General features: G+C 43.8%; 17 protein-coding genes. All 17 read left to right on the top strand.

Going from position 1 to position 20,588, the window contains the following annotated elements:
• Positions 1-27 precede the first annotated feature (27 nt).
• The 17 genes from NSQ91_RS26280 to NSQ91_RS26200 all read left to right on the top strand — a co-directional run bounded on the left by NSQ91_RS26280 (position 28) and on the right by NSQ91_RS26200 (position 20,571).
• Positions 28-1,434 (top strand): ABC transporter substrate-binding protein, encoded by a 1,407-nt coding sequence (locus NSQ91_RS26280; protein WP_076129167.1) that lies wholly within the window; start codon positions 28-30, stop codon positions 1,432-1,434.
• 84 nt (positions 1,435-1,518) lie between these two features.
• Positions 1,519-2,394, top strand: a complete 876-nt coding sequence (locus NSQ91_RS26275; protein WP_076129168.1) for a carbohydrate ABC transporter permease — start codon at positions 1,519-1,521, stop codon at positions 2,392-2,394.
• A 13-nt stretch (positions 2,395-2,407) separates the two neighbouring features.
• Positions 2,408-3,250: a carbohydrate ABC transporter permease gene (locus tag NSQ91_RS26270; RefSeq protein ID WP_081382492.1), complete on the top strand. Its 843-nt coding sequence runs from the start codon at positions 2,408-2,410 to the stop codon at positions 3,248-3,250.
• Positions 3,251-3,274: 24 nt separating this feature from the next.
• A complete protein-coding gene (locus NSQ91_RS26265) occupies positions 3,275-3,964 on the top strand; it encodes an N-acetylmannosamine-6-phosphate 2-epimerase (RefSeq protein ID WP_036679646.1) in 690 nt (229 codons plus the stop codon).
• 23 nt (positions 3,965-3,987) lie between these two features.
• Positions 3,988-4,866, top strand: coding sequence for an ROK family protein (locus NSQ91_RS26260; RefSeq protein ID WP_076308817.1), 879 nt, complete (start codon positions 3,988-3,990; stop codon positions 4,864-4,866).
• Between the two features lie 23 nt (positions 4,867-4,889).
• On the top strand, positions 4,890-5,744 hold the full coding sequence (locus tag NSQ91_RS26255) for a MurR/RpiR family transcriptional regulator (protein WP_051491079.1): 855 nt from the start codon (positions 4,890-4,892) through the stop codon (positions 5,742-5,744).
• Positions 5,745-5,774: 30 nt separating this feature from the next.
• Positions 5,775-6,248 (top strand): YhcH/YjgK/YiaL family protein, encoded by a 474-nt coding sequence (locus NSQ91_RS26250; protein WP_076186392.1) that lies wholly within the window; start codon positions 5,775-5,777, stop codon positions 6,246-6,248.
• Positions 6,249-6,484: 236 nt separating this feature from the next.
• Positions 6,485-7,477 carry an ABC transporter substrate-binding protein gene (locus tag NSQ91_RS26245; RefSeq protein WP_312149209.1) on the top strand — a complete coding sequence of 331 codons (993 nt, stop codon included), beginning with the start codon at positions 6,485-6,487 and terminating at the stop codon, positions 7,475-7,477.
• Positions 7,458-8,234 carry an ABC transporter ATP-binding protein gene (locus NSQ91_RS26240; RefSeq protein ID WP_076129171.1) on the top strand — a complete coding sequence of 259 codons (777 nt, stop codon included), beginning with the start codon at positions 7,458-7,460 and terminating at the stop codon, positions 8,232-8,234. The genes NSQ91_RS26245 and NSQ91_RS26240 overlap by 20 nt, the downstream gene beginning before the upstream one ends.
• On the top strand, positions 8,228-8,980 hold the full coding sequence (locus NSQ91_RS26235; RefSeq protein ID WP_076186390.1) for an ABC transporter permease: 753 nt from the start codon (positions 8,228-8,230) through the stop codon (positions 8,978-8,980). The genes NSQ91_RS26240 and NSQ91_RS26235 overlap by 7 nt, the downstream gene beginning before the upstream one ends.
• A 470-nt stretch (positions 8,981-9,450) precedes the next feature.
• Positions 9,451-12,024, top strand: a complete 2,574-nt coding sequence (locus tag NSQ91_RS26230; RefSeq protein ID WP_340920531.1) for an alpha-L-arabinofuranosidase C-terminal domain-containing protein — start codon at positions 9,451-9,453, stop codon at positions 12,022-12,024.
• 75 nt (positions 12,025-12,099) lie between these two features.
• On the top strand, positions 12,100-13,536 hold the full coding sequence (locus tag NSQ91_RS26225; protein ID WP_076129173.1) for an ABC transporter substrate-binding protein: 1,437 nt from the start codon (positions 12,100-12,102) through the stop codon (positions 13,534-13,536).
• A gap of 167 nt (positions 13,537-13,703) precedes the next feature.
• The gene (locus tag NSQ91_RS26220) at positions 13,704-16,634 is read left to right on the top strand and encodes an extracellular solute-binding protein (protein WP_340920528.1); all 2,931 of its coding nucleotides are present in this window, start codon (positions 13,704-13,706) and stop codon (positions 16,632-16,634) included.
• A complete protein-coding gene (locus tag NSQ91_RS26215; RefSeq protein WP_076129175.1) occupies positions 16,631-17,596 on the top strand; it encodes a carbohydrate ABC transporter permease in 966 nt (321 codons plus the stop codon). Before NSQ91_RS26220 ends, NSQ91_RS26215 begins: the two co-directional genes overlap by 4 nt.
• Before the next feature lies 1 nt (position 17,597).
• Positions 17,598-18,458 carry a carbohydrate ABC transporter permease gene (locus NSQ91_RS26210; RefSeq protein WP_340920524.1) on the top strand — a complete coding sequence of 287 codons (861 nt, stop codon included), beginning with the start codon at positions 17,598-17,600 and terminating at the stop codon, positions 18,456-18,458.
• An 8-nt stretch (positions 18,459-18,466) separates the two neighbouring features.
• Positions 18,467-19,960, top strand: coding sequence for a hypothetical protein (locus NSQ91_RS26205; RefSeq protein WP_339244739.1), 1,494 nt, complete (start codon positions 18,467-18,469; stop codon positions 19,958-19,960).
• Positions 19,957-20,571 (top strand): YIP1 family protein, encoded by a 615-nt coding sequence (locus NSQ91_RS26200; RefSeq protein WP_076303280.1) that lies wholly within the window; start codon positions 19,957-19,959, stop codon positions 20,569-20,571. Before NSQ91_RS26205 ends, NSQ91_RS26200 begins: the two co-directional genes overlap by 4 nt.
• The last annotated feature ends 17 nt before the right edge of the window (positions 20,572-20,588 follow it).

Below are 20,588 nucleotides of genomic sequence, written 5' to 3'. Positions count from 1 at the left end.
TCACAAAACTTTTAGGGAGGTTTATAAATGAAGAAAAAACGTTTACTCTCGGCAATGCTTGCGCTAATGGTGATTATTTCTTTAATTTCAGGTTGCTCAGGTAACAATGCTGCGAGTTCTAATACATCCGATAATTCTTCTGCATCTGGGAAGGAAAAAGTGGCGATCAGAGTATGGCTGACTCCACAGTGGAAGGGTGTTGTGGATGCCACGGAGGCAGGCGCGGACTATGATAGCTTCCTAAAGCACGCCGCTGAGAAATTCAAAGCACAATATGATAAATACGATGCAGATATTCAAATAGAGGTCATTGCTGGAGATCAGCGCGATCAATTGCTTAATGTTAACTTAAGCGGAGGAACACCTCCAGATGTGTTCTTTGAGAGTGTATTCCCGATGGGGGATTACGTTCACCGGGGAGCATTGGTTCCTTTGACTGACATCATTGATGAAGACGCGAAAAGCGATATTGCTCAAAACTACTGGGACGCTGTAACGTTCGGAGAAGATATTTATTTCTATCCATTCCAGCACAACCCAGGCACCTTGGTTTACAACGCGGACATGTTTAAAGCAGCAGGCTTAGAAAAGTTTGTGGGTGAAGAATCCGAAATCAAAACTTGGAACTTGGATGAATATCAACAAATTCTTGAGGGTCTGAAAAACAATCTGCCGAAGGATAAGTATTCCAATGCATATCCAATGGCATTATTCGCTGTAAATAATCAGGGCGATACATGGAACCTTGCCTATATGAGAATGTTCGGCAATAAGTTCTTTGATGATCAAGGCAACATTGTCCTGAATGATGAGAACGGAGTTAAAGCTGCAACTTGGCTGAAAAACCTATATGACGGCGGATATACAAATCCAGGCGCAGAATCTGTTTCTTCTAATGATGCCAATGCTATGTTCCAAAATCAGCAATTAGCGATCAGTTTCACTAACCCAATTCTGTTTAATGGTACGAAAGCTAATATGGCGGACGGTACGGCAGCGAAATTCGATATGAGACTTGCTAATATTCCGTCGGAAAGCGGAGATCCTCTATCCTTTACTTATGTAGTAGGCGCTAGTGTATTCAAGTCCAAAGATGCTAAGAAGACTGAAGTAGCTAAGGATTTCGTGAAGTTCTTCTCAAGCGATCCTGAGTTAGTTAAATCCTCTAAGAATGGTATTCCTGTAAGAAGTTCTGTAGCCGAAGCGCTTAAAGCGGAGAATCCACTGTTTGCAGCTTACGATGCCAACTCTAAATATTTGTTCAACTTCACAGGCAACGTTCCAGGATACAGCCAATTAAGAGAGGTCTTATATCCAGAGCTACAAGCACTTTACATGGGAGCTAAGACACCGGAACAGTTTGTGCAAGATTATCAGGCAAGTGGCAACAAGGTGATTGAGACCAATAAAGCTGGCTCTGTAATTTTCCAATAATCTAAGACCAGATAAACAATACACGATTGACAGCCTTTAGGGTCTGAAGAGACTCTAGGGCTGTTAATTAGAAAGGTAAACGATATGAAACTACGTAGTAATTACCTAAAAGAGAATATTACAGGTTATCTGTTTATTTTACCTCAGATGATAGTATTCTTAGCCTTTCTTGTCTATCCGATCTTAGAAGGGATGCGGCTGAGTCTATACCAGATTAATTATGACAGCGAGAAGTTTGTGGGTTTTGCCAATTACACCACATTGTTTAATGATCCGGTATTTTTTAAGGCTACTATCAACACCGTTGTGTTCGTAATATTTATCGTTCTACTTACAGTGGGGTTTGCATTGTTCGTAGCCTCTGCGGTATTTGATAAGAATGCTAAGTACGTTTCCTTTATTAGAGGAAGTTATTATATCCCGGTAATGGTGTCCATGGTGGTTATGAGTATGGTCTGGAGCTTTTTGCTGAATCCGGCTAACGGACTTATCTCTTATCTATATAAAGACATGGGACTAGGGACGATTAATCTGCTGGGAAATCCAAAGACGGTTCTGCCAGTCGTGATATTTGTAACCTTCGCAACTAACGTGGGCCAGGCAATTATTCTGTATATAGCTGCGATGATTGGTGTCTCGAAAGAGCTTTTTGAAGCAGCAGAAATCGATGGTGCTAGCAGATGGCAAGTGATTACAAAGATCCTGATTCCTTCGGTAGGACCTACAACAACTTATATTACGATTATCAATATTATTGCCGTATTAAAAATCTTTGTAGTTATTCAGTTATTGACCGGTGGCGGACCGAACAATTCCTCCGTAACGCTGATGTACTACCTTTATAATAATGCCTTTAAATATAACCAACTCGGTGTAGCTTCTGCGGTAGGGGTTATCATGTTCGTGATTACATTGATACTGTCTGTGCCACAGCTACGAAGCATGATTAAGGTGAAGTGAGGGGGAATACAACATGTCGAAGATTAAAAACAAGAAAAAGAGAGAGAAGTTTGATGTGATATCGAATGTGATCATTATCCTCTTCGCACTCCTTAATCTTTTTCCACTATATTGGTTATTCACAAGTTCACTCAAGAACAGCTCGGATGTTGTGAAGATGCCTCCAGACTGGTGGCCCAAATCGATTACATTCTCCAACTATGTGGATGTATTTCAGAACCAGCCGGCTTTAAGATGGACGTTTAATAGTATTTATGTATCAGGTATTTCTACTATTTTGGTTATCGTTGTAGGCTCTATGGCCGCCTATGCGTTCTCAAAGATTAATTTTAAAGGTAAAAATATAATCTTCATTATCTTTATATCTAGTTTGATGATTCCTAAAGAAATTATGATTGTGCCCTTATTCCGGATCACCCAACAATTTGGAATGGTAAATAGTTATAACGGTATGATTTGGCCGAACGTGGCGGGTGCATTTGGAGTGTTCCTATTAAAGGGATTCTTCGATTTAACCCCTAATGCCTTAAGAGAAGCCGGGAGAATAGATGGTGCAAATGAATGGAGAATCTTCACGCGCATCATGTTGCCTATTGTCAAACCTGGTATTGGAGCCTTATTTATTCTGAATTTCGTGCAAGTCTGGAATGATTATTTGTGGCAGCTGGTTATAGGCCAAGAGAACAAAATGAAAACATTAATGGTTGGTACTGCGACCTTAATGCAGGATTTGAATCCTAATTTCGCTTATAAAATGGCCGGAGCTACCATCGCTGCAATTCCGATGTTGCTAGTGTTCATGTTATTCCAACGGTTCTTCACCAATGGGATTACGGCAGGAGCAGTTAAAGAATAAATAAAAATGTGGAGTGGGTTACTGATGAATACTGAAAATAATGTACTTAAAAAAATAAAACATAAACTAGTCGTCTCCAGTCAAGCCTTACCAGAAGAACCGCTGCATAGCCCGTTTATTATGGGGAGAATGGCTTATGCTGCTTACTTAGGCGGGGCTTCTGGAATTCGGGCAAACAGCGTAGCGGATATTCAAGAAATCAAAAAGCAAGTGAATCTGCCGATCATTGGGATAATCAAAAAGGTGTATGAAGGCTCTGAAGTCTTTATTACACCCACTCAAAAGGAAGTCGATGAGCTGTACCGCGAAGGGGTAGATATTATTGCTATGGATGCTACAGACCGTATTCGCCCGGACGGATCTACTATTTCTGAACTTTTTCCACTTTTAAAAGAGACCTATAAAGATCAACTGTTTATGGCGGATTGTTCTACATTTGCGGAAGCTGCGAAGGCTGTTGAGCTGGGATTTGATCTGATAGGAACTACCTTGAGCGGTTATACCGAGGCCACTAAAGGCCGCAACTTGCCAGATTTTGAATTGGTTCAGCAAATCGTCAACAACTTCTCTGTTCCCGTTATAGCTGAAGGTGGGGTTTCCACTCCTGAAGAATTAAAGACCATGTTTGATTTAGGTGTGTATTCAGCAGTGGTTGGCTCTGCGATCACGAGACCGATGGAGATTACGAAGCGGTTTGTGAACGCTATTCAGTAGAACGCCAGAGAGGGTAGATGGGAATGAGAATTGTAGCCGTAGATATTGGCGGTACCAATACCAAGATGTGTATATGCGATAAACAGGGGAATGTACATGACTTCAAGGAGTATGCAACAGAAAGCTACTTGGGGGGACCCCATGTAATCTCGAGAATGCTGGAAAAGATTGCAGAATACGATCATTTTGATGCCATTGCCATAAGCACCGCGGGCCAAGTTAATGCAGAAGAAGGATTTATTGTCTATGCTAACGAAAATATACCTAGATATACTGGAATGAAAATTAAGGATATTGTCACCCATCATTTTCATAAACCTGTTATGGTAGAGAACGATGTGAATTCAGCAGCATTAGGCGAAGCTTATTATGGAGCTGCTCAGAGCTTTAACAATTTCTTATGTCTAACCTTTGGCACAGGCATTGGCGGTGCGATCGTCATTAATCGCCAAATCTATAAAGGAGCTAATGGGGTAGCGGCTGAATTTGGCCATATCTTTACTCACCCATTGTCGGCCCCATCCGGAGTAGAAGGACTGCCGTATTATGAGAAATACGCTTCAACTACAGCTTTAGTGAAGATGGCTCAGCTGGCAGATCCCGAATGCACGGACGGAAAAGCTTTATTTGATAAAATACAGAGCGGAAATGAGCAGCTTGAACGTATTTTAGATCTATGGATTACTGAAGTGGCTGTGGGTTTAGCCTCTATCACACATATCTTCAATCCATCCGCGATTATTATTGGTGGCGGTGTAATGGAACAAGAAGATTTGGTTCGAAGGGTAGAAGAACGCACGAAGTCTTTGATTATGGAAAGCTTTGCGGGAGTGAGAATTGTTAAAGCCTCATTAGGGAATAAGGCAGGTCTGCTGGGAGCTTCCTCCTTATTCGTACATTAATTTATTGAAAAGGAGGGGCTTTTTTGCGGACAATCAGTATTTTTTCTTCAATTCATTCTAAATACAATAATTTGACGAATACGGAGAAGAAGGTAGCGGACTACGTACTGGAGAATACGAGAAGTGTAGTCTACATGTCGATTACTGATCTTGCAGATGCATGTGATGTTGGGGAATCAAGTATATTTCGATTTTGCAAATCTTTAAGTTATAAAGGGTATCAAGAGTTCAAGATCGCATTGGCACATAGCATCACTGTGGAGAATGAGATCCCGCAGCTTACCGATCAAATTCTGATGGATGATACGATTGAAGCTGTTGCTTCTAAAGTGCTGACCACGAATGTAAGTGCACTCAACGAGACCTATAATTTAATTGATATACAGAAGATCAGTGAGGCCATTGAGTATTTGATTAATGCAGAACGTGTATTGTTTTTCGGTGTGGGCTCTTCTCTAGTCACAGCTATGGAAGCCAAGATTAAATTTATGCGCATTACGAACAAAACGGAATGTTTAATGGATTCACATCTGCAGATGATGTCGGCAGCGTTGATGTCTAACCGGGATGTCGCTGTTGTGATTTCTTATTCCGGCTCGACCAAGGATAGCATTGAGGTTGCGAGAAAAGCAAAGGAACGAGGAGCCAAAGTAATATCCATTACCAGGTTTGAAAAGTCACCGTTAACCTCGTACTCCGATCTGACCCTGCTATGTGGTGCTAATGAAGGACCGCTGCAAGGGGGTTCATTATCTGCAAAGATATCGCAGCTCTATCTGCTTGATATTTTATATGTAGAATATTTCAAGAAGACTAGTGAGCAATCCATAATCAATAAAGAAACTACAGCTTCAGCAGTCAGTGAGAAACTGGTTTAGCACATTAAGATGTGAGGGGAATGGGAAGTTATGATCTTAGGTTCTTTGTCATCTTGGGAAGAGCATATCAAGTATGAGAATCCTGTCATTGTTGAGGCTATTGAGGAATTGAAAGTAATCTTACAACATGATCCTGATCTTGGGCGAATCGAAATCCGCGGGAACGAGATGTATGCTTCGATTATGGCTCTGGAGGCAAAATCGCTGGAGGAACAAGTCGCAGAGAAGCATGAGACTTATATTGATGTGCATTATCTGATCGAAGGTGAAGAAACGATTGGCTGGGCACCCCTGCAAGAAGGGATCGAGCCCATTAAGCCTTACGATGCCGAAGGAGAATATGCGCTTTATCCTCCATCAGCAGATGAAATATTGTTATCTTTGAAGCCTGGAATGTTCGCGGTCTTTTTCCCTCATGATGTTCACAGACCGGGTATGGGTCAACCGGGGCAGCAGATTAAAAAAGCTGTCATTAAAATCCATACAAATCTACTAACTCCATAACATAGAGATTGAGGCTGGTAGCGGAACCATTCCGCTGTCAGCTTTTTTTGCGTCGCTTCTATTTACTTATATCTAAATTTATAAATATACAAAATATAAAGATTGGTGGTAAACTTAACATGCCTAAAGCTTTTTTTGTAGAGCTTAAGGATTTTTTTGCATGCACATTTATGAGTGAGCAAAGAATATTACAGAGAATTACACTATAGAAAGAATAATGGAGGCAGGAGAGTTAAATGAAGAATAAAGGTCTAAAGAGAATGTTGTTGTTATCTATGATGGTTGTTGTCATCGCTGCACTTGCAGTCGGTTGTGGTTCGAAAAATAATACAAATACAGAATCGTCAGAGGGAGCTGCTCCAGAGGCTGCAAAAGAAGTTACCTCCTTGTCGCTCGGTTTATTACCCTCGATTGATGCTATTCCTTTTATCATCGCACATGAACAAGGTTTCGATAAAAACCACGGTGTGGATCTGGACATCCAGACGTTTAAAAGCGCCAAAGATCGGGATGTAGCTTTTCAAGCAGGCAAGCTGGATGGTCTAAGTGCTGACCTGGTTGCGATCTCCATTTACAATGAGGCTGGACTGGATGTGAAGATCACCAGTACAACTTTTGGGGAATTTGATTTGCTGACTGGAAATGAATCGATCCAGGATGTGAAGGATTTGAAGGGGGAAACCGTGATTTTGTCCAAAAATACCTCCACACAATATACAGTGGCAATGATGCTGAAACAAGCAGGTCTGACCGAAGCTGATATTACAGTGACAGAGGTTCCACAGATTCCGACCCGTTTAGAATTGCTTAAGAATAATAAGGCGGATGCGGCAATTTTGCCAGAACCTTTTGTAACGATGGGCAAAACCTCAGGCCTGCGTGTACTGAGCTCAACGCTAACTGCGGGAGTAAATCCGTTCGTATTAGCTTTCCCGCAAACTGCAATTGATGCCAAAGCAGAAGCTATCCGCAGTATGTATGCTGCATATGATGAAGCAGTAGCTTATATGAAATCCCATGAGCAATCTGAATATATCGATCTTGTAATCAAAGAAGTAGGATATCCAGAAACATTAAAAGATGAGATCAAGGTACCGGATTATGTACCAGCTTATCAAGTGGATGTGAAGGAAGTAGAGGCTGCATTTGCTTGGGCACGGGAAAAAGGTTTGCTCAGCAAAAATATCTCGGCTGAAGATGTGATTTCTGATGTCCAATTCAAGAAATAAAGGACTCGCCATAAAGGATCTGAAAGTAGAATATAAGAGCGGACAATTAGCCTTAGGTCAGGTGGATTTATCTTTGCCGGAACATGGGATCTACACCATTATCGGACCCTCCGGCAGCGGGAAATCTACTTTATTACGGGCGATTGCGGGCTTGCTGCCTAGCTATCAGGGACAAATTCTTTTTAATGAGAAATCTGTACATGAGAAAGAAACGTTAATCGGGCTGGTGCCGCAGAACTACGGGCTTCTTCCTTGGAAGACTGTACATGATAATATTCAGATAGCGATGAAGATTACGCATACGGCAAGTTCATCCAAGCAAGAACGGGAGACGCAGATTAAGCAGTGGCTTTCGTCGATGGGGATCTCTGATTTAGCAGAACGTTATCCCTTATCCCTCAGTGGAGGCCAGCAGCAAAGAGTAGCGATTGCCAGAGCTTTTGCCATTTTGCCTACTATTCTGTTGCTGGACGAGCCATTCTCTGCACTCGATGCGATAACAAGGGAAACGCTGCAGGTCCTCTTTTTAGAGAACTGGATGGCTAACCCGACGACTACATTATTTGTCACTCATGATGTGGAAGAAGCGATTCTGCTGGGGCAAAAGATTATCGTCATGCCGTCCAACAAAGAAACTACACCTGAAATTATTGATAATCATTTGGTGTTTCATATGAAGCATGAGGATAAGCGGGACAGTGTGGATTTCTTTGAGCAGACTAAGCGGATTAGAAAGGTAATGCAGGAGATATGGTAAACAAACGTCGACTTCATCATCTAGTAAGGCTGCTATTTGTATTTGTCTGTATGAATGTAGTCTGGTATATCGCATTTTTACTTATGAACCATTCGATTTTGCCAAGTCCCTTTGCTGTATATAAGGCGATGTTTCAGTTAGGAGCGCAGGATATTGCTATAAATGTAGGGTATAGCTTGTTCAGAATTTTTGCAGGTGTGGTACTGGCGTTAATTATTGGACTGCTTGTAGGTCTTCTAATGGGACGTTCGTTGACCTGGAACAAACTGCTGGACCCTGTGGTTTACTTGACCTATCCTGTTCCCAAAATTGCCCTGCTTCCAGTAGTGATGCTGTTCTTCGGGCTTGGGGAGACGTCCAAAATCCTAATGATCATGCTGATTCTATTGTTTCAGATCATCATTTCGGTAAGGGATGGGGTTAAGGCTATTCCGGACAATACCTATGATGTCTTAACTAGTATAGGTGCCAGCGCTGTGAAGAAGTTCTGGCATGTGACACTGCCGGGGGCATTGTCAGTAATTCTGAGTACGATTCGTATTTCGCTTGGAACGGCGATATCTGTACTGTTTTTTACGGAGATCTATGGAACAGAGCACGGTATGGGCTTTTTCATCATGGATGCGTGGTTAAGATTAGATTATCCGGAGATGTATGCGGGAATTATGTTGTTCAGCTTGGTCGGTTTTATTCTCTTCTTGCTTGTTGATTTTCTTGATTACAAGTTTATGAAGTGGCGGAACTAAATTTAGTTGGAAATTAAACGATAGCTTTCCTTTGCCTGAGTTTGGGCAAGGGGGAGCTTTTTTTATATGATTTTTTGGGGGCAACACAATTAATTTTAGTTTCATTATTATTTGAATGGAAAAATAAAACAGTAAAATAAATGAAGAAAAAAATGAAAATTAAACTTACTTAGGGCTGTAAACCCCCGTTTATTTTAGAAAAATATAAAGATGGTGAGATGAAAAGAGGGAATTTGTTTTAAAAAAACTAATAAATCTCTTAATTTCTTGCAAAACTATTGGAAATTATATTCATAAAAGTATAAAAAGGTTTAGTTTAATTTATTTACAACCCGATTTTAGTATGGTATTTTATCAATGGAAACGGATTCATTTAGGTTTTGTGAAATGATTTTAAGTTATTACGAATGGAAGGATCTGTTCACTTCATAAAAATGAAAACGCTAATAAAAAGTTGGAGGGAATTATCTTTGAATAAATATGGACGGAAGCTATGGCTTACGGTGCTGATTTTCGTGATTGTGATTGGCGGGCTGACGTATTATTGGGCTTCTAAGGGCGAAAACCCAGCAACACTGTCTCAGGAGTCTGCCAAAGAAGCAACGGGTGAAGCGGGAAAGGAAACTCTTCCAACGGCGACAGCAGCTAACACAAGTAGTGGAACCGCATATACGTTGACTGTGGATACGGCGAATCCGGGAGCTAAGATCAGCCCGATGTTGTACGGAGCCTTTTTCGAAGAGATTAATCATGCGGGAGATGGAGGGCTATATGCAGAGCTGATTTCCAATCGTTCCTTTGAGGATAGTTCGGTCACACTGTTCAATTGGTGGATGGATGAAAAAGGAGGGAGTAAAGGGAAGCTTGCTCTGACCAGCACTAAGCTTTTGAACGATGCTCAGACCCAGGCAATGGCTTTAACAGTATCATCAGCTGCCGAGGGTGGTTCGGTATCTGCTGTGAATAATGGTTACTGGGGGATTGCTTTGACGAAGGAGGCCAGTTACAAGTTGTCTTTCTATGCGCGGCCAGAGCCAGGGGACAATATGCCACTGCGTATAACGTTAGAGAGCCCAGATGGCAATGAGCTATATGCAGAACAGACCGTTGATAAGTTAAAAGAAGGATGGCATCCATATACATACACACTGACTTCTACAGGTACTGTAGCAAACGCACGAATTGTAATCTCTGCTGCCAATGTAGGGACTGTTTATCTCGATATGGTGTCTTTGTTTCCTGAGACTTGGAACAACAGGGAGAATGGGCTTCGCATCGATTTGGCTGAAAAGGTAGCTGCGATGAAACCCGCATTCGTTCGTTTTCCGGGGGGATGTTTTGTGGAAGGGAAAACGCCAACTGATGCTTATCAATGGAAGAACACCATTGGTCCGATTGAAACGCGTCCCGGTCATAAGGGATATTGGGATTACCGCTCCTCAGATGGGCTGGGCTTCCACGAATATCTGCAATGGGCCGAAGATCTGAAAGCGGAACCATTATATGTAGCTTATATCGGGATTTCACATAACGGAGATCCTATAGCCAAGCAGAATACCGTTCCAGTCAGTGAAATTCAGCCATGGATACAAGATGCGCTGGACGCCATTGAATATGCAAACGGACCGGTTACTAGCAAATGGGGGGCACAAAGAGCCGCTAATGGTCATCCGGAGCCTTTTAATATGAAATATGTAGAGATTGGTAACGAAAACAATTTCCAGATGAGTGAATATATTAAGCGTTATGGCTTGTTTTATAAAGCAATTAAAGAGAAGTATCCAGAGATTCATCTCATTGCCAATGCGGCAGTTGAAGGTGAGCCTATCGAGATGGTTGATGAGCATTACTATGAAACCACTGAATGGTTCCTCAGCAACTCGAACAGATACGATACTTATGACCGGAGTGGTCCTGAGATTTATGTTGGTGAGTATGCGGTAACCAAGGGTGCCGGAGAAGGCAATCTGAACGCTGCAATCGGCGAGGCCGCTTTTATGATGGGCATGGAACGGAATTCTGATATCGTAAAAATGTCCTCTTATGCCCCGTTGTTTGTGAATACGAAGGATCGTACTTGGAACCCGGACGCTATTGTGTTTGATTCATCGACTAGCTACGGAACACCTTCTTATCATGTGCAGCAGATGTTCGGAAGCAATAAGGGGGATGTAGTTCTTCCAACCTCACTTGTGGCTCTAGGTCAAGAAGAAACCTCCGGTAAGCAATCCATTCAAGGTGGAATTGGTTTGGGGACTTGGGCCACCCAGGTAGAGTACAGCGATGTACGAGTAGCGAAAGGTGATGACGTTCTTTTTGAAGATCATTTCAAGAAGGATTCCGGAGCCTGGACTCTAAACAATGGGGACTGGGAACAATCCAAGGGTACTTTTAAGCAGACTTCTAATGATATTGATATTCGTGCAGTTGCCGGTGAGACTTCATGGAGTGATTATACACTTTCTCTTAAGGCGAAAAAGACTGGCGGAGCAGAAGGCATGCTCATTATGTTCGGCTCTAAAGATGAAGGTAACTTCTATTGGTGGAATCTTGGCGGCTGGGGAAATACGCAGAGCGCGATTGAAAAATCAGTAGGTGGAACAAGAGCAGTCATCGGAAGAACGGTTCCTGTAAGGATTGAGACTGGGAAATTGTACGATATTCGCATTGAATTATCAGGTGCTAATATCCGGCTCTATCTCGACGATGAGCTTATACAAGAGGTGAACGATGAAAGTCCAGCAGGGCCGCTGTTCCAAACTGCGAGCCGTGATCTTGCCACAGGTGAGCTGATCGTTAAAGTCGTTAATGCGGGTGACACTGCTCAGCGCACGGATGTTTCTTTTGCCGGACTTGCCACATCAAGTCTGGAAGGAACAGCTACCGTACTTCAGTCGGACGATTTAAATGCTGAGAATAGCTTCGCTGAACCTGACAAGGTGGCACCTGTAACTCAAAAGGTAAGTGTAGACAAAGGTAGTCTGGAGTTTGAATTCCCGAAATATTCCGTGACCGTGTTAAGACTAAAGGAAGGGGGGAAATAGCCGGTCACGGAGGGAGGTTCACTCCTTCACTATAAACAAGCATTTATTTGTTCAATTTAAGAGGGAGGTTAGGTTATGATTTCGCAAAGAAAAACGAGCAGTTTAGTCGTATGTATGGTAATGGTTTTTGTGCTTATTCTGTCAGCCTGTAGCAGCGCTGGAAGCTCAACGACGAATCAAAATGCAGCTAACAACGGTAAAACGAACACTGAAAAAACTAATAATGCTAGTGAGCCAACCAATGCAACAGCTACTGAGGGCACGGAAGCAGCAGATCCTGCCAACGACCTGCCAAGCAAAGATATTCAAGGTGAGGTTACCGTTTGGGCCTTTAATGAAAAAGTGTTCGAGGAAGTCGGCGCTGCATTTATGGCTGAATATCCTGGAATCAAGCTGAAGACGGTAGTTATGCCCTTTGGCGACCTGCATGACAAGCTGCAAACGACAATCGCCGCAGGTAGTGGAGCGCCGGATGTAGCTGAAGTAGAAATGTACCAGTTGAACCGTTATATGGCGGGCAATGTGCTGGAGAATCTTTTGGAAGAGCCTTATAACGCTGGAAAATATAAAGATCTGGTTGCTCCATATAACTGGGAACGTTGGATGACACCAGACAGCTCACAGCTGCTTGGTATGCCTTGGGATATGACACCGGGGGTTTATTACTACCGTGCAGACATTTTTGAAGAGCTTGGATTGCCAAGTGATCCTGCTGAGCTTGGTGAATACATGCAAGATGAAGAGAATCTCTTGAACCTGGCTCAAATTTTGAAAGCTAACGGTAAATATTTCATGGAGTGGAGCGATGGCCCGATCGTATGGGCAGGAGATGAAGTCGGCTACTTTGATAAGGATATGAACTGGACACGTAATACGGACAAAATGGTGAAAGTTCTTGATATTACAAAACGTGGACAACAGCTGGGCTGGGCACCTCATATCGGTTATGGCTCAGACGAAGGTAAACAGCTAGTTCTGAAAGGTGATTTAGTTGGTGTCGTATCGGGTTCATTTGGAGCGCGCGGACTTCAGGAAACATTCCCTGAGCTTGCCGGAAAATGGAAGGTAACCCGTTTGCCAATAGGAATTAACGTGGGAATGGGCGGCTCAAGCTTTGTTATTCCTTCGCAAAGCAAAAATAAAGAAGCGGCATGGGCTTACATTCAGTGGAGTATGAGAAGTGAAAATGCTTGGAAAATTTGGACAAAACATTCCATTCAGCCGGGTTACAAGGATATTTCCAGTCTTGATTGGTACGCAAACACTAAAAATGAATATCTGGGTGGGCAAGAGGAATTTAAACTATATGAGCAATTAAGCAACGATATTCCAGTCAAACACCTTACACCAGTAGATAACAAGGGCTGGGAAATCTTTATAGCGGCGATCGGTGATGCACTGGCTAAGAACACAGATTCCAAGACGGCTATTCAAAAAATTGGTGATGATGTCTTGAAGCAAGCTTCCAAAGAAATTGCTGCCTTTAAAAAGGCAATGGGAATGCAGCCGTAAGGAAATCTAATAACAGGAGGGGCAGCCTGCAATTGCCAGAGCTGCCCTGCTTGTATTCACTTAAGTCCGAGAGGCCCGTAAAGATGGGAGGAGACCGATGCGTGTTACGCATACTGCGAAAATATAAGATTAGTTTGTTGTTACTGGTACTTTTAGGAGTCTCCCTAATGTGGTGGAATCAATCACGAGGGTTTGATAATTCAGCGATGGAGGGCGTCCCCGTTTATGCGGATGTTGATGAAAGCTCTATTTTAGAAAGCGATAGTGTGAATTCAAAACTCGAAGCCTCTTACTTAAGCTATTACGAGGAAAAACAGCAGGATGGAGCAAAGGACTCATCGGATTTTACGCTTGCTATTCCTTCGGCGGATTATACGGCCATTAGTGCTGAAGGTACAGAGGTAATGACGGATCTTGGTGGAAAACCCGGCAAGGTACTAGCGCTTAAAGCAGAGGATAGCTGGGTGGAATATACATTTACGGTTCCGGCAGATGGGTTGTATCAGATGGGGATGGAGTATTATGCCCTTCCTGGTAAACGATCCTCGATCATTCGAAGCGTAAAGATTGATGGGGAGTATTTATTCTCTCAAGTAAAAAAAATGGAATTCCAGCGGATGTGGAAGGAAAGTGCAGAGCCATGGCTGGACAATCAAGGGAATGAATTTAATCCCAAGCGGGAAGAGGTAACAGGCTGGCAATATCGGGAGTTTCGAGATGCCGAGGCCAGAACTGCGGATCCCTTTCGCTTTTATCTGACCAAAGGGGAGCATACGGTGAAGCTGGAAGCCATCCGGGAGCCGGCCGCACTTAGTGAACTGAGAATATTTTCTCCAGAACCGCTCCCGACTTATGCGGAAGTGAAGCAGGAGTATGAGAATAAGGGTTACAAGCCTGTTCAGAATCAAGTGATCAAAATTCAGGCAGAAGAATCCTCCCTTCGTTCAGATCCAACGCTGAAGCGGATCGAGGACCGGGAGCCACTCACCGAACCTTTTAACAAAGATGCTATTGTGCTTAATAGTTTTGGGGGTGTCGGGTGGCGTACGGGTGGACAATGGGCGGAATGGGATTTCGAGATTCCTGAGTCAGGGCTCTACAATATCGCAATTCGTTACGGCCAGTGGTTCCTAAACGGGATACCGGTGGAACGCCGGATTATGATTGATGGCGAGGTACCGTTCCAAGAGCTGAATGCCTTGAAATTCCCTTACAAAGCGGAATGGCAAGTAAACAAGCTGGGAAATGAGGACGGAGAATACTTCTTTTATCTCGAACAAGGCAAGCATACGTTGCGGATGGAAGTTCAAGTATCGGGTGTAGGCGGAATGATTGAAGCTGTGCTGAACACTACACATAAAATGTCTCTTTTGGGACGTGAAATCACGCAGGTAACGGGAACGAACCCTGATCCAAACGGGGATTGGCAGCTGGAGCAGAACATTCCTAATCTTGTGCCACGTTTACATTTGATGGCGCGGACGTTGGATGATGCCGTGCAGGATATGTATGCTTTTGGCGTTGCTGATGGAAGCTCTGAGCTGAGTACGCTTTATGAAGCACGTGATCGGTTCCTGGAAATGGCGAAGGATACCTCAAGTATTCCAGGTCGTCTTCAGCAATTTACGGATCTGCAGTCATCGCTTGGCTTATGGGTCAACGGATTAATGAAGCAGAGTATTGTAATGGACTATATTGAAGTGAAGTCGGAAGATCAGCCATGGCCTAAAGACGCGGCTCCTTGGTATACCCGTGTAGGGACGATGACGTATGACTTCTTTAGTTCTTTTACAAAGGATTACAGCGGCATAGGAAATACGTACAAAAATGAAAAGGTGCTGGATGTCTGGATCTCTCGTGGACGTGATTGGGCGGAGATCATTAAGCAAATGGTGGATGAGGACTTTACACCAAACACGGGCATCAAGGTGAACGTCAATATTACTCCTACGCTTGCAGCGGATCAGAAGCAGATTCTGTTATTAGCCAATACTGCCGGACTTGCTCCCGATGTGGCACTGGGGGTTGAGGGTGAAGTGCCGATTGACTTCGCGGTGCGGAATTCACTCGTGAATCTGAATGAATTCTCGGATTATCAAGAGGTTGCTGAACGTTTCAGAGCGGGCGCACTGATTCCTTATAAGTATGATAACGGAGACTTCGCATTGCCGGAGAATCAGAACTTCACGATGCTCTTTTACCGGAAAGATATTATGGCACAGCTGGGCATTAGCGAGAAGGATATTCCGAATACGTGGCAAGAGGTTATGGAACTGATTCCTGTGCTGCAACAAAACGGGATGGACTTCTATTATCCACATGCCCCGAACAATCCGAGTCTAGCCATTAATGAGTTTGCGCCGTTCTTATTCCAGTATGGTGGAGATTTCTATAAGAATAATGGGATGTTGTCTGATCTGGATTCACCAGAAGCACTGACAGCTATGAAAATGTGGACGGGACTCTTTACGAACTACAAGCTGCAGAAACAAGCGGATTTCTATAACCGTTTCCGTTCTGGAGAGATGCCAATCGGCGTTGCTGATTATTCCACATACATTCTGTTATCTACTGCCGCACCTGAGTTGACAGGCTGGTGGGGCATGAAACCAATGCCGGGTATTGAACAAGCCGATGGACAGATTAACCGTTCTACAGGCGGGCTTGCACAGACAGGAATTATTTTTAAGGATACGGATATGAAAGAAGAGTCTTGGGAGTTCCTGAAATGGTGGACCAGTGCGGATGCACAGGAGAACTTCGGCTCAGAGCTTGAGTCTTTGCTGGGTGTTGAAGCTCGTTGGAATACAGCCAATGTTGAAGCGCTCAAACGTCTGCCGTGGCAGCAAGATGATATCGACGCCATTATGGAACAGTGGGAGTGGTTTAAAGAGCGCGAAGTGGTGCTTGGAGGATATTACACGACCCGGCATATCGCCAACATCTGGAATGAAATTGTGCTCAACGGTAAATTCCCGCGGGAGGCGATGGAGCAAGGTGTGCGTGAAATCAATAAAGAGCTTAGTAAGAAACGCGAAGAGTTCGGAATTGAAACTTCCCAGACTTCAAGCGCTAAAGAGGAAGGAGGTCAGAAATGAGTAGTGAAATAATCACACCGGCACAGAACGAAGCCGTACAGATGCAGCCGACGAAAACTCCCGGGAAATGGGCTCAGCTTTGGTTGGATATCAAGAAAAATAAAGTTTCCTATTATTTCTTGGCCCCTTTCCTGATTCTGTTCACCGTTTTTACTATTGTTCCTATTATCATGTCCGTCGTTCTAAGCTTCAGCTATTACAACATTATTGAGACACCGAGATTCATTGGCTTCTCTAACTATAAGCTGTTGTTTGTAGACGATGATATCTTTCTTAAAGCTGTTGGGATTACGCTGAAATTTGCCATTATTACAGGTCCGATAGGTTATATTATGGCCTTCTTGCTGGCCTGGCTGATTAGCCAGATTCCGCAGAAGTTCCGCTTTTTCTATACCCTATGCTACTATGTGCCATCGATTACAAGTGCAGTAGCAATGTCCGTGGTTTGGTTGTATTTGTTCGCCGGCGACCGCAAGGGGTTGCTCAATCACTGGCTCATTCAGCTGGGGATTATCAATGAACCTTATTTATTTCTACAAAATGTAGATTCGATCGTACCGGTGATCATCATAGTTTCCTTATGGATGAGTATGGGGGTAGGTTTCCTTGCTTTTCTGGCCGGACTTCAAAATGTACCGACAGATTTATATGAAGCTGGCTCAATTGATGGGGTCAAGTACCGCTGGCAGGAGCTTTGGTACATTACGATTCCATGCGTCAAACCGCAGCTATTATTCGGTGCGGTGATGCAGGTGGTCGGTTCGCTTACCGTTTTTGACGTCAGTATGCGGCTTGTTGGATTTCCGAGTCCCCTTTATGCAGGCCATACGATTATGGCGCATCTGTTCGACTACGCATTTATCCGCTTTGAGATGGGATATGCGTCAGCGATTGCTGTATTACTGTTCGCTTTGATGCTTGGGCTCAACCGTCTCATCTTCAAAGTGCTGGGGAGGGATTAGGATGCACAAAATAAATTTACGGCGTATTGACTATGGCGGCATCTTTTTATATCTGTTCTTAACGGTGTTTGGCCTAATTATGCTGCTGCCACTTGTCTATATGGCAGTGACTGCTTTAAAACCAACAAGCGAACTATTCCTGTTCCCACCGCGGTTTTTCGTAGTGAATCCGACGTTGGTGAACTTTCGTGATTTGCTGTTAATTACCGGAACTTCGGCGGTGCCGTTCTCACGGTTTATTTTCAATAGCGTGGTCGTTACATCGGGGATTGTGGTCGGGGGTGTCTTAATTTCAGCAATGGCGGCTTATCCGCTTGCCAAGCACAATATGCCATTTAAAAGCGCTATCTTTAGTATGATTGTGGCGGCGCTGATGTTCTCACCTTTAGTATTGCAAATTCCGCAATATCTGCTGATTAGCCGCAGCGGATTAATGAATTCGTATTTTGCAATGATCTTACCTTATCTGGCTGCACCGATGGGAATGTTTCTTATGACCCAGTTCCTGCGGCAGCTTCCAGATGCTTTATTAGAGGCGGCCCGCATAGACGGGGCTTCAGAATGGAAGGTATTCTGGGTGATTGTGATGCCAATGCTTAAGCCGGCGATTTCGACTTTTGCTTTATTTAGCTTTATTTCTGCTTGGAATGATCCGTATCCTTCAATGGTGTATACGACTGTTCAGGAAATGAAGACATTGCCGCTTGCCATCCAAACCATCAGTGGTGGAGCCGGAGTCGTTGCTAGGGTAGGTACTTTGGCAGCAGCAAGCTTCTTGATGATTCTCCCGACTATTCTTGTCTTTATATTAACGCAGCGGATGGTGCTTCAGACAATGGCCCATTCGGGGCTGAAGGAATAGGGGGAGTAATGATGATAGGACGCAATATGAAAAAAATGCTGCTAACAGGGCTACTGGTGACGCTGACACTGCCAGTGCTGCTGCTTCCAGGGCAGGCACTAGCTGGCGAAGCCCCGTATGAGGGGTATACGTGGAATCAGTCCGGCAATGAGGTCCGCTCGATTAATGGTTATCTCTACGATTCTTCTATCGATCCAACAGGAACAGATACGGGGTCCTTCAAAAATCCGGAATCTCTCTTTATTAGTGATGACGATTCACTCTACGTAGTAGACACGGGCAATAGCCGTATTGTTCATATGGATAAGGACGGTCGTCTGCTAAATCTGATCGGCGATACGGAAGGCAGCGGCAAGCTGCAGGAGCCGAAGGGTGTATTCGTGAAAGAGGATGGAACGGTATATGTAGCAGATACAAAAAACGCGCGTATTGCTATTTTTGATAAAAATGGAAAGTTCGTAAAAGAGTTTCTAAAACCGGATAGCCCATTACTGGGTGCTAATTTCTCTTATTCTCCTTCTAAATTAGTTGTAGATAAGCGTGATTATATGTATGTGGTGAGCGATGGTAACACGCAGGGGTTGCTGCAAATTGACTCGGGCGGTAAGTTCAAGGGGTTCTATGGAGCGAACCATGTAGGCTTCTCCTGGACACGACTCTTAATTAAGCTGGTGGCCACCAAAGAGCAGCAGAACCAGCTGGCGACGGTTAAACCTTCTGAGTTCTCCAACGTGGATCTGGATGAAGAAGGATTTATCTACAGCACAACCCTGGGCGAAGAGTATAACCAGATCAAACGGTTATCTCCGGTAGGCGTAGATACGCTGAACATTGGTAAACGCTGGTACGGCGATTATTACTCCGAGGGTCCATTCAGTATGGCTTCCTTTATGGGAATCAGTATTGATAAGAACGGGTTTATAACCGCGCTGGATTTGCAGTCCAGTAAAGTCTTTCAATATGACAAGCTGGGGAATTTGTTATTCAGCTTCGGCGGGATCGGGGATCAGAATGGACTCTTCGTGACTCCTTCCGCCGTAGATCAAACCGCTGATGGTCTCATCTATGTAGTGGATAAAGGACGGGGCAGAATCGATCGCTTCCGGACCACGCCGTTTGCGGATTTGGTTCATCAGGCATCTTTGCTATATGTAGATGGCAGCTATGACGAAGCGCAATCCTTATGGCAAGAGGTGCTGCGATTAAACGCCAATTATGATATGGCTTATCAGGCTATCGGCAAAGCGCTTTATAAAGCAGAGCAATATAAGGAATCTATGAGCTATTTCAAGCTTTCAAATTCCAAAGCTGACTATTCATCCGCTTTCCGCGAATATCGTAAATTGTATATCCGGGAGCACTTTACTTATTTCTTCGCGGGCGGAATTGGACTGTTCTTAGTACTGTTCTGGAGTGCGCCGAGATTATACCGGAGATTCCATGCCTGGCTGTATAGAGGAAACAAGGCAGTATTGGACCCGGCAAAGGGGGAGATTGGATGAACACTTTGCGAATGATTCATCAGGTTGTAGTTCATCCTTATCAGTTCTATAACGATATTCAGGGTAAGCAGCGTATCCGCTGGATACAGGGGATTGCCATCGTTCTACTGACCTTTGTGGCACGAATGATCTCGATTCTGATTACAGGGTATGCTTTTCAAACTAGAGAGCCGCATGAAATCTCTATGTTTCATGAGTTTATTTGGCTTATCGTTCCTTGGTTGACCTGGTGTATCTCGAACTGGGGTGTCAGTACGATTATGGATGGTGAGGGGAAATTTAAAGAGATTTTTGTGGGCAGTGCCTTTGCGCTTGTTCCATACATGCTCTTTATCATCCCAGTCACACTGCTAACGTTGATCCTTTCGCTGGATGAGGCTTCAACCTTCAATCTGCTGCACAAGTTTGTGATTCTTTGGGTGGCTTGGTTGATTTTAATGAAGGTGAAGATCCTGCATGATTTTGAGATTCGAAAGGTTATTTTTATCACCATAATCAGTGTAATAGGGATCGCCATTATCTGGTTTGTAGGCATTTTGCTGTTTGGTATTTCCAATCAATTTGTTTCATTTATTGTCGATCTGCTCAAAGAGTTGAGATTGCGCGCGTAAGGAGGGAAAGGTAACAC

Source organism: Paenibacillus sp. FSL R7-0048 (assembly GCF_038004505.1).
Taxonomy (GTDB): Bacteria; Bacillota; Bacilli; order Paenibacillales; family Paenibacillaceae; genus Paenibacillus_AQ; species Paenibacillus_AQ odorifer.
Note: the sequence above shows the minus strand (reverse complement) of the source record. Positions and strands in the feature narration are given on the sequence as shown.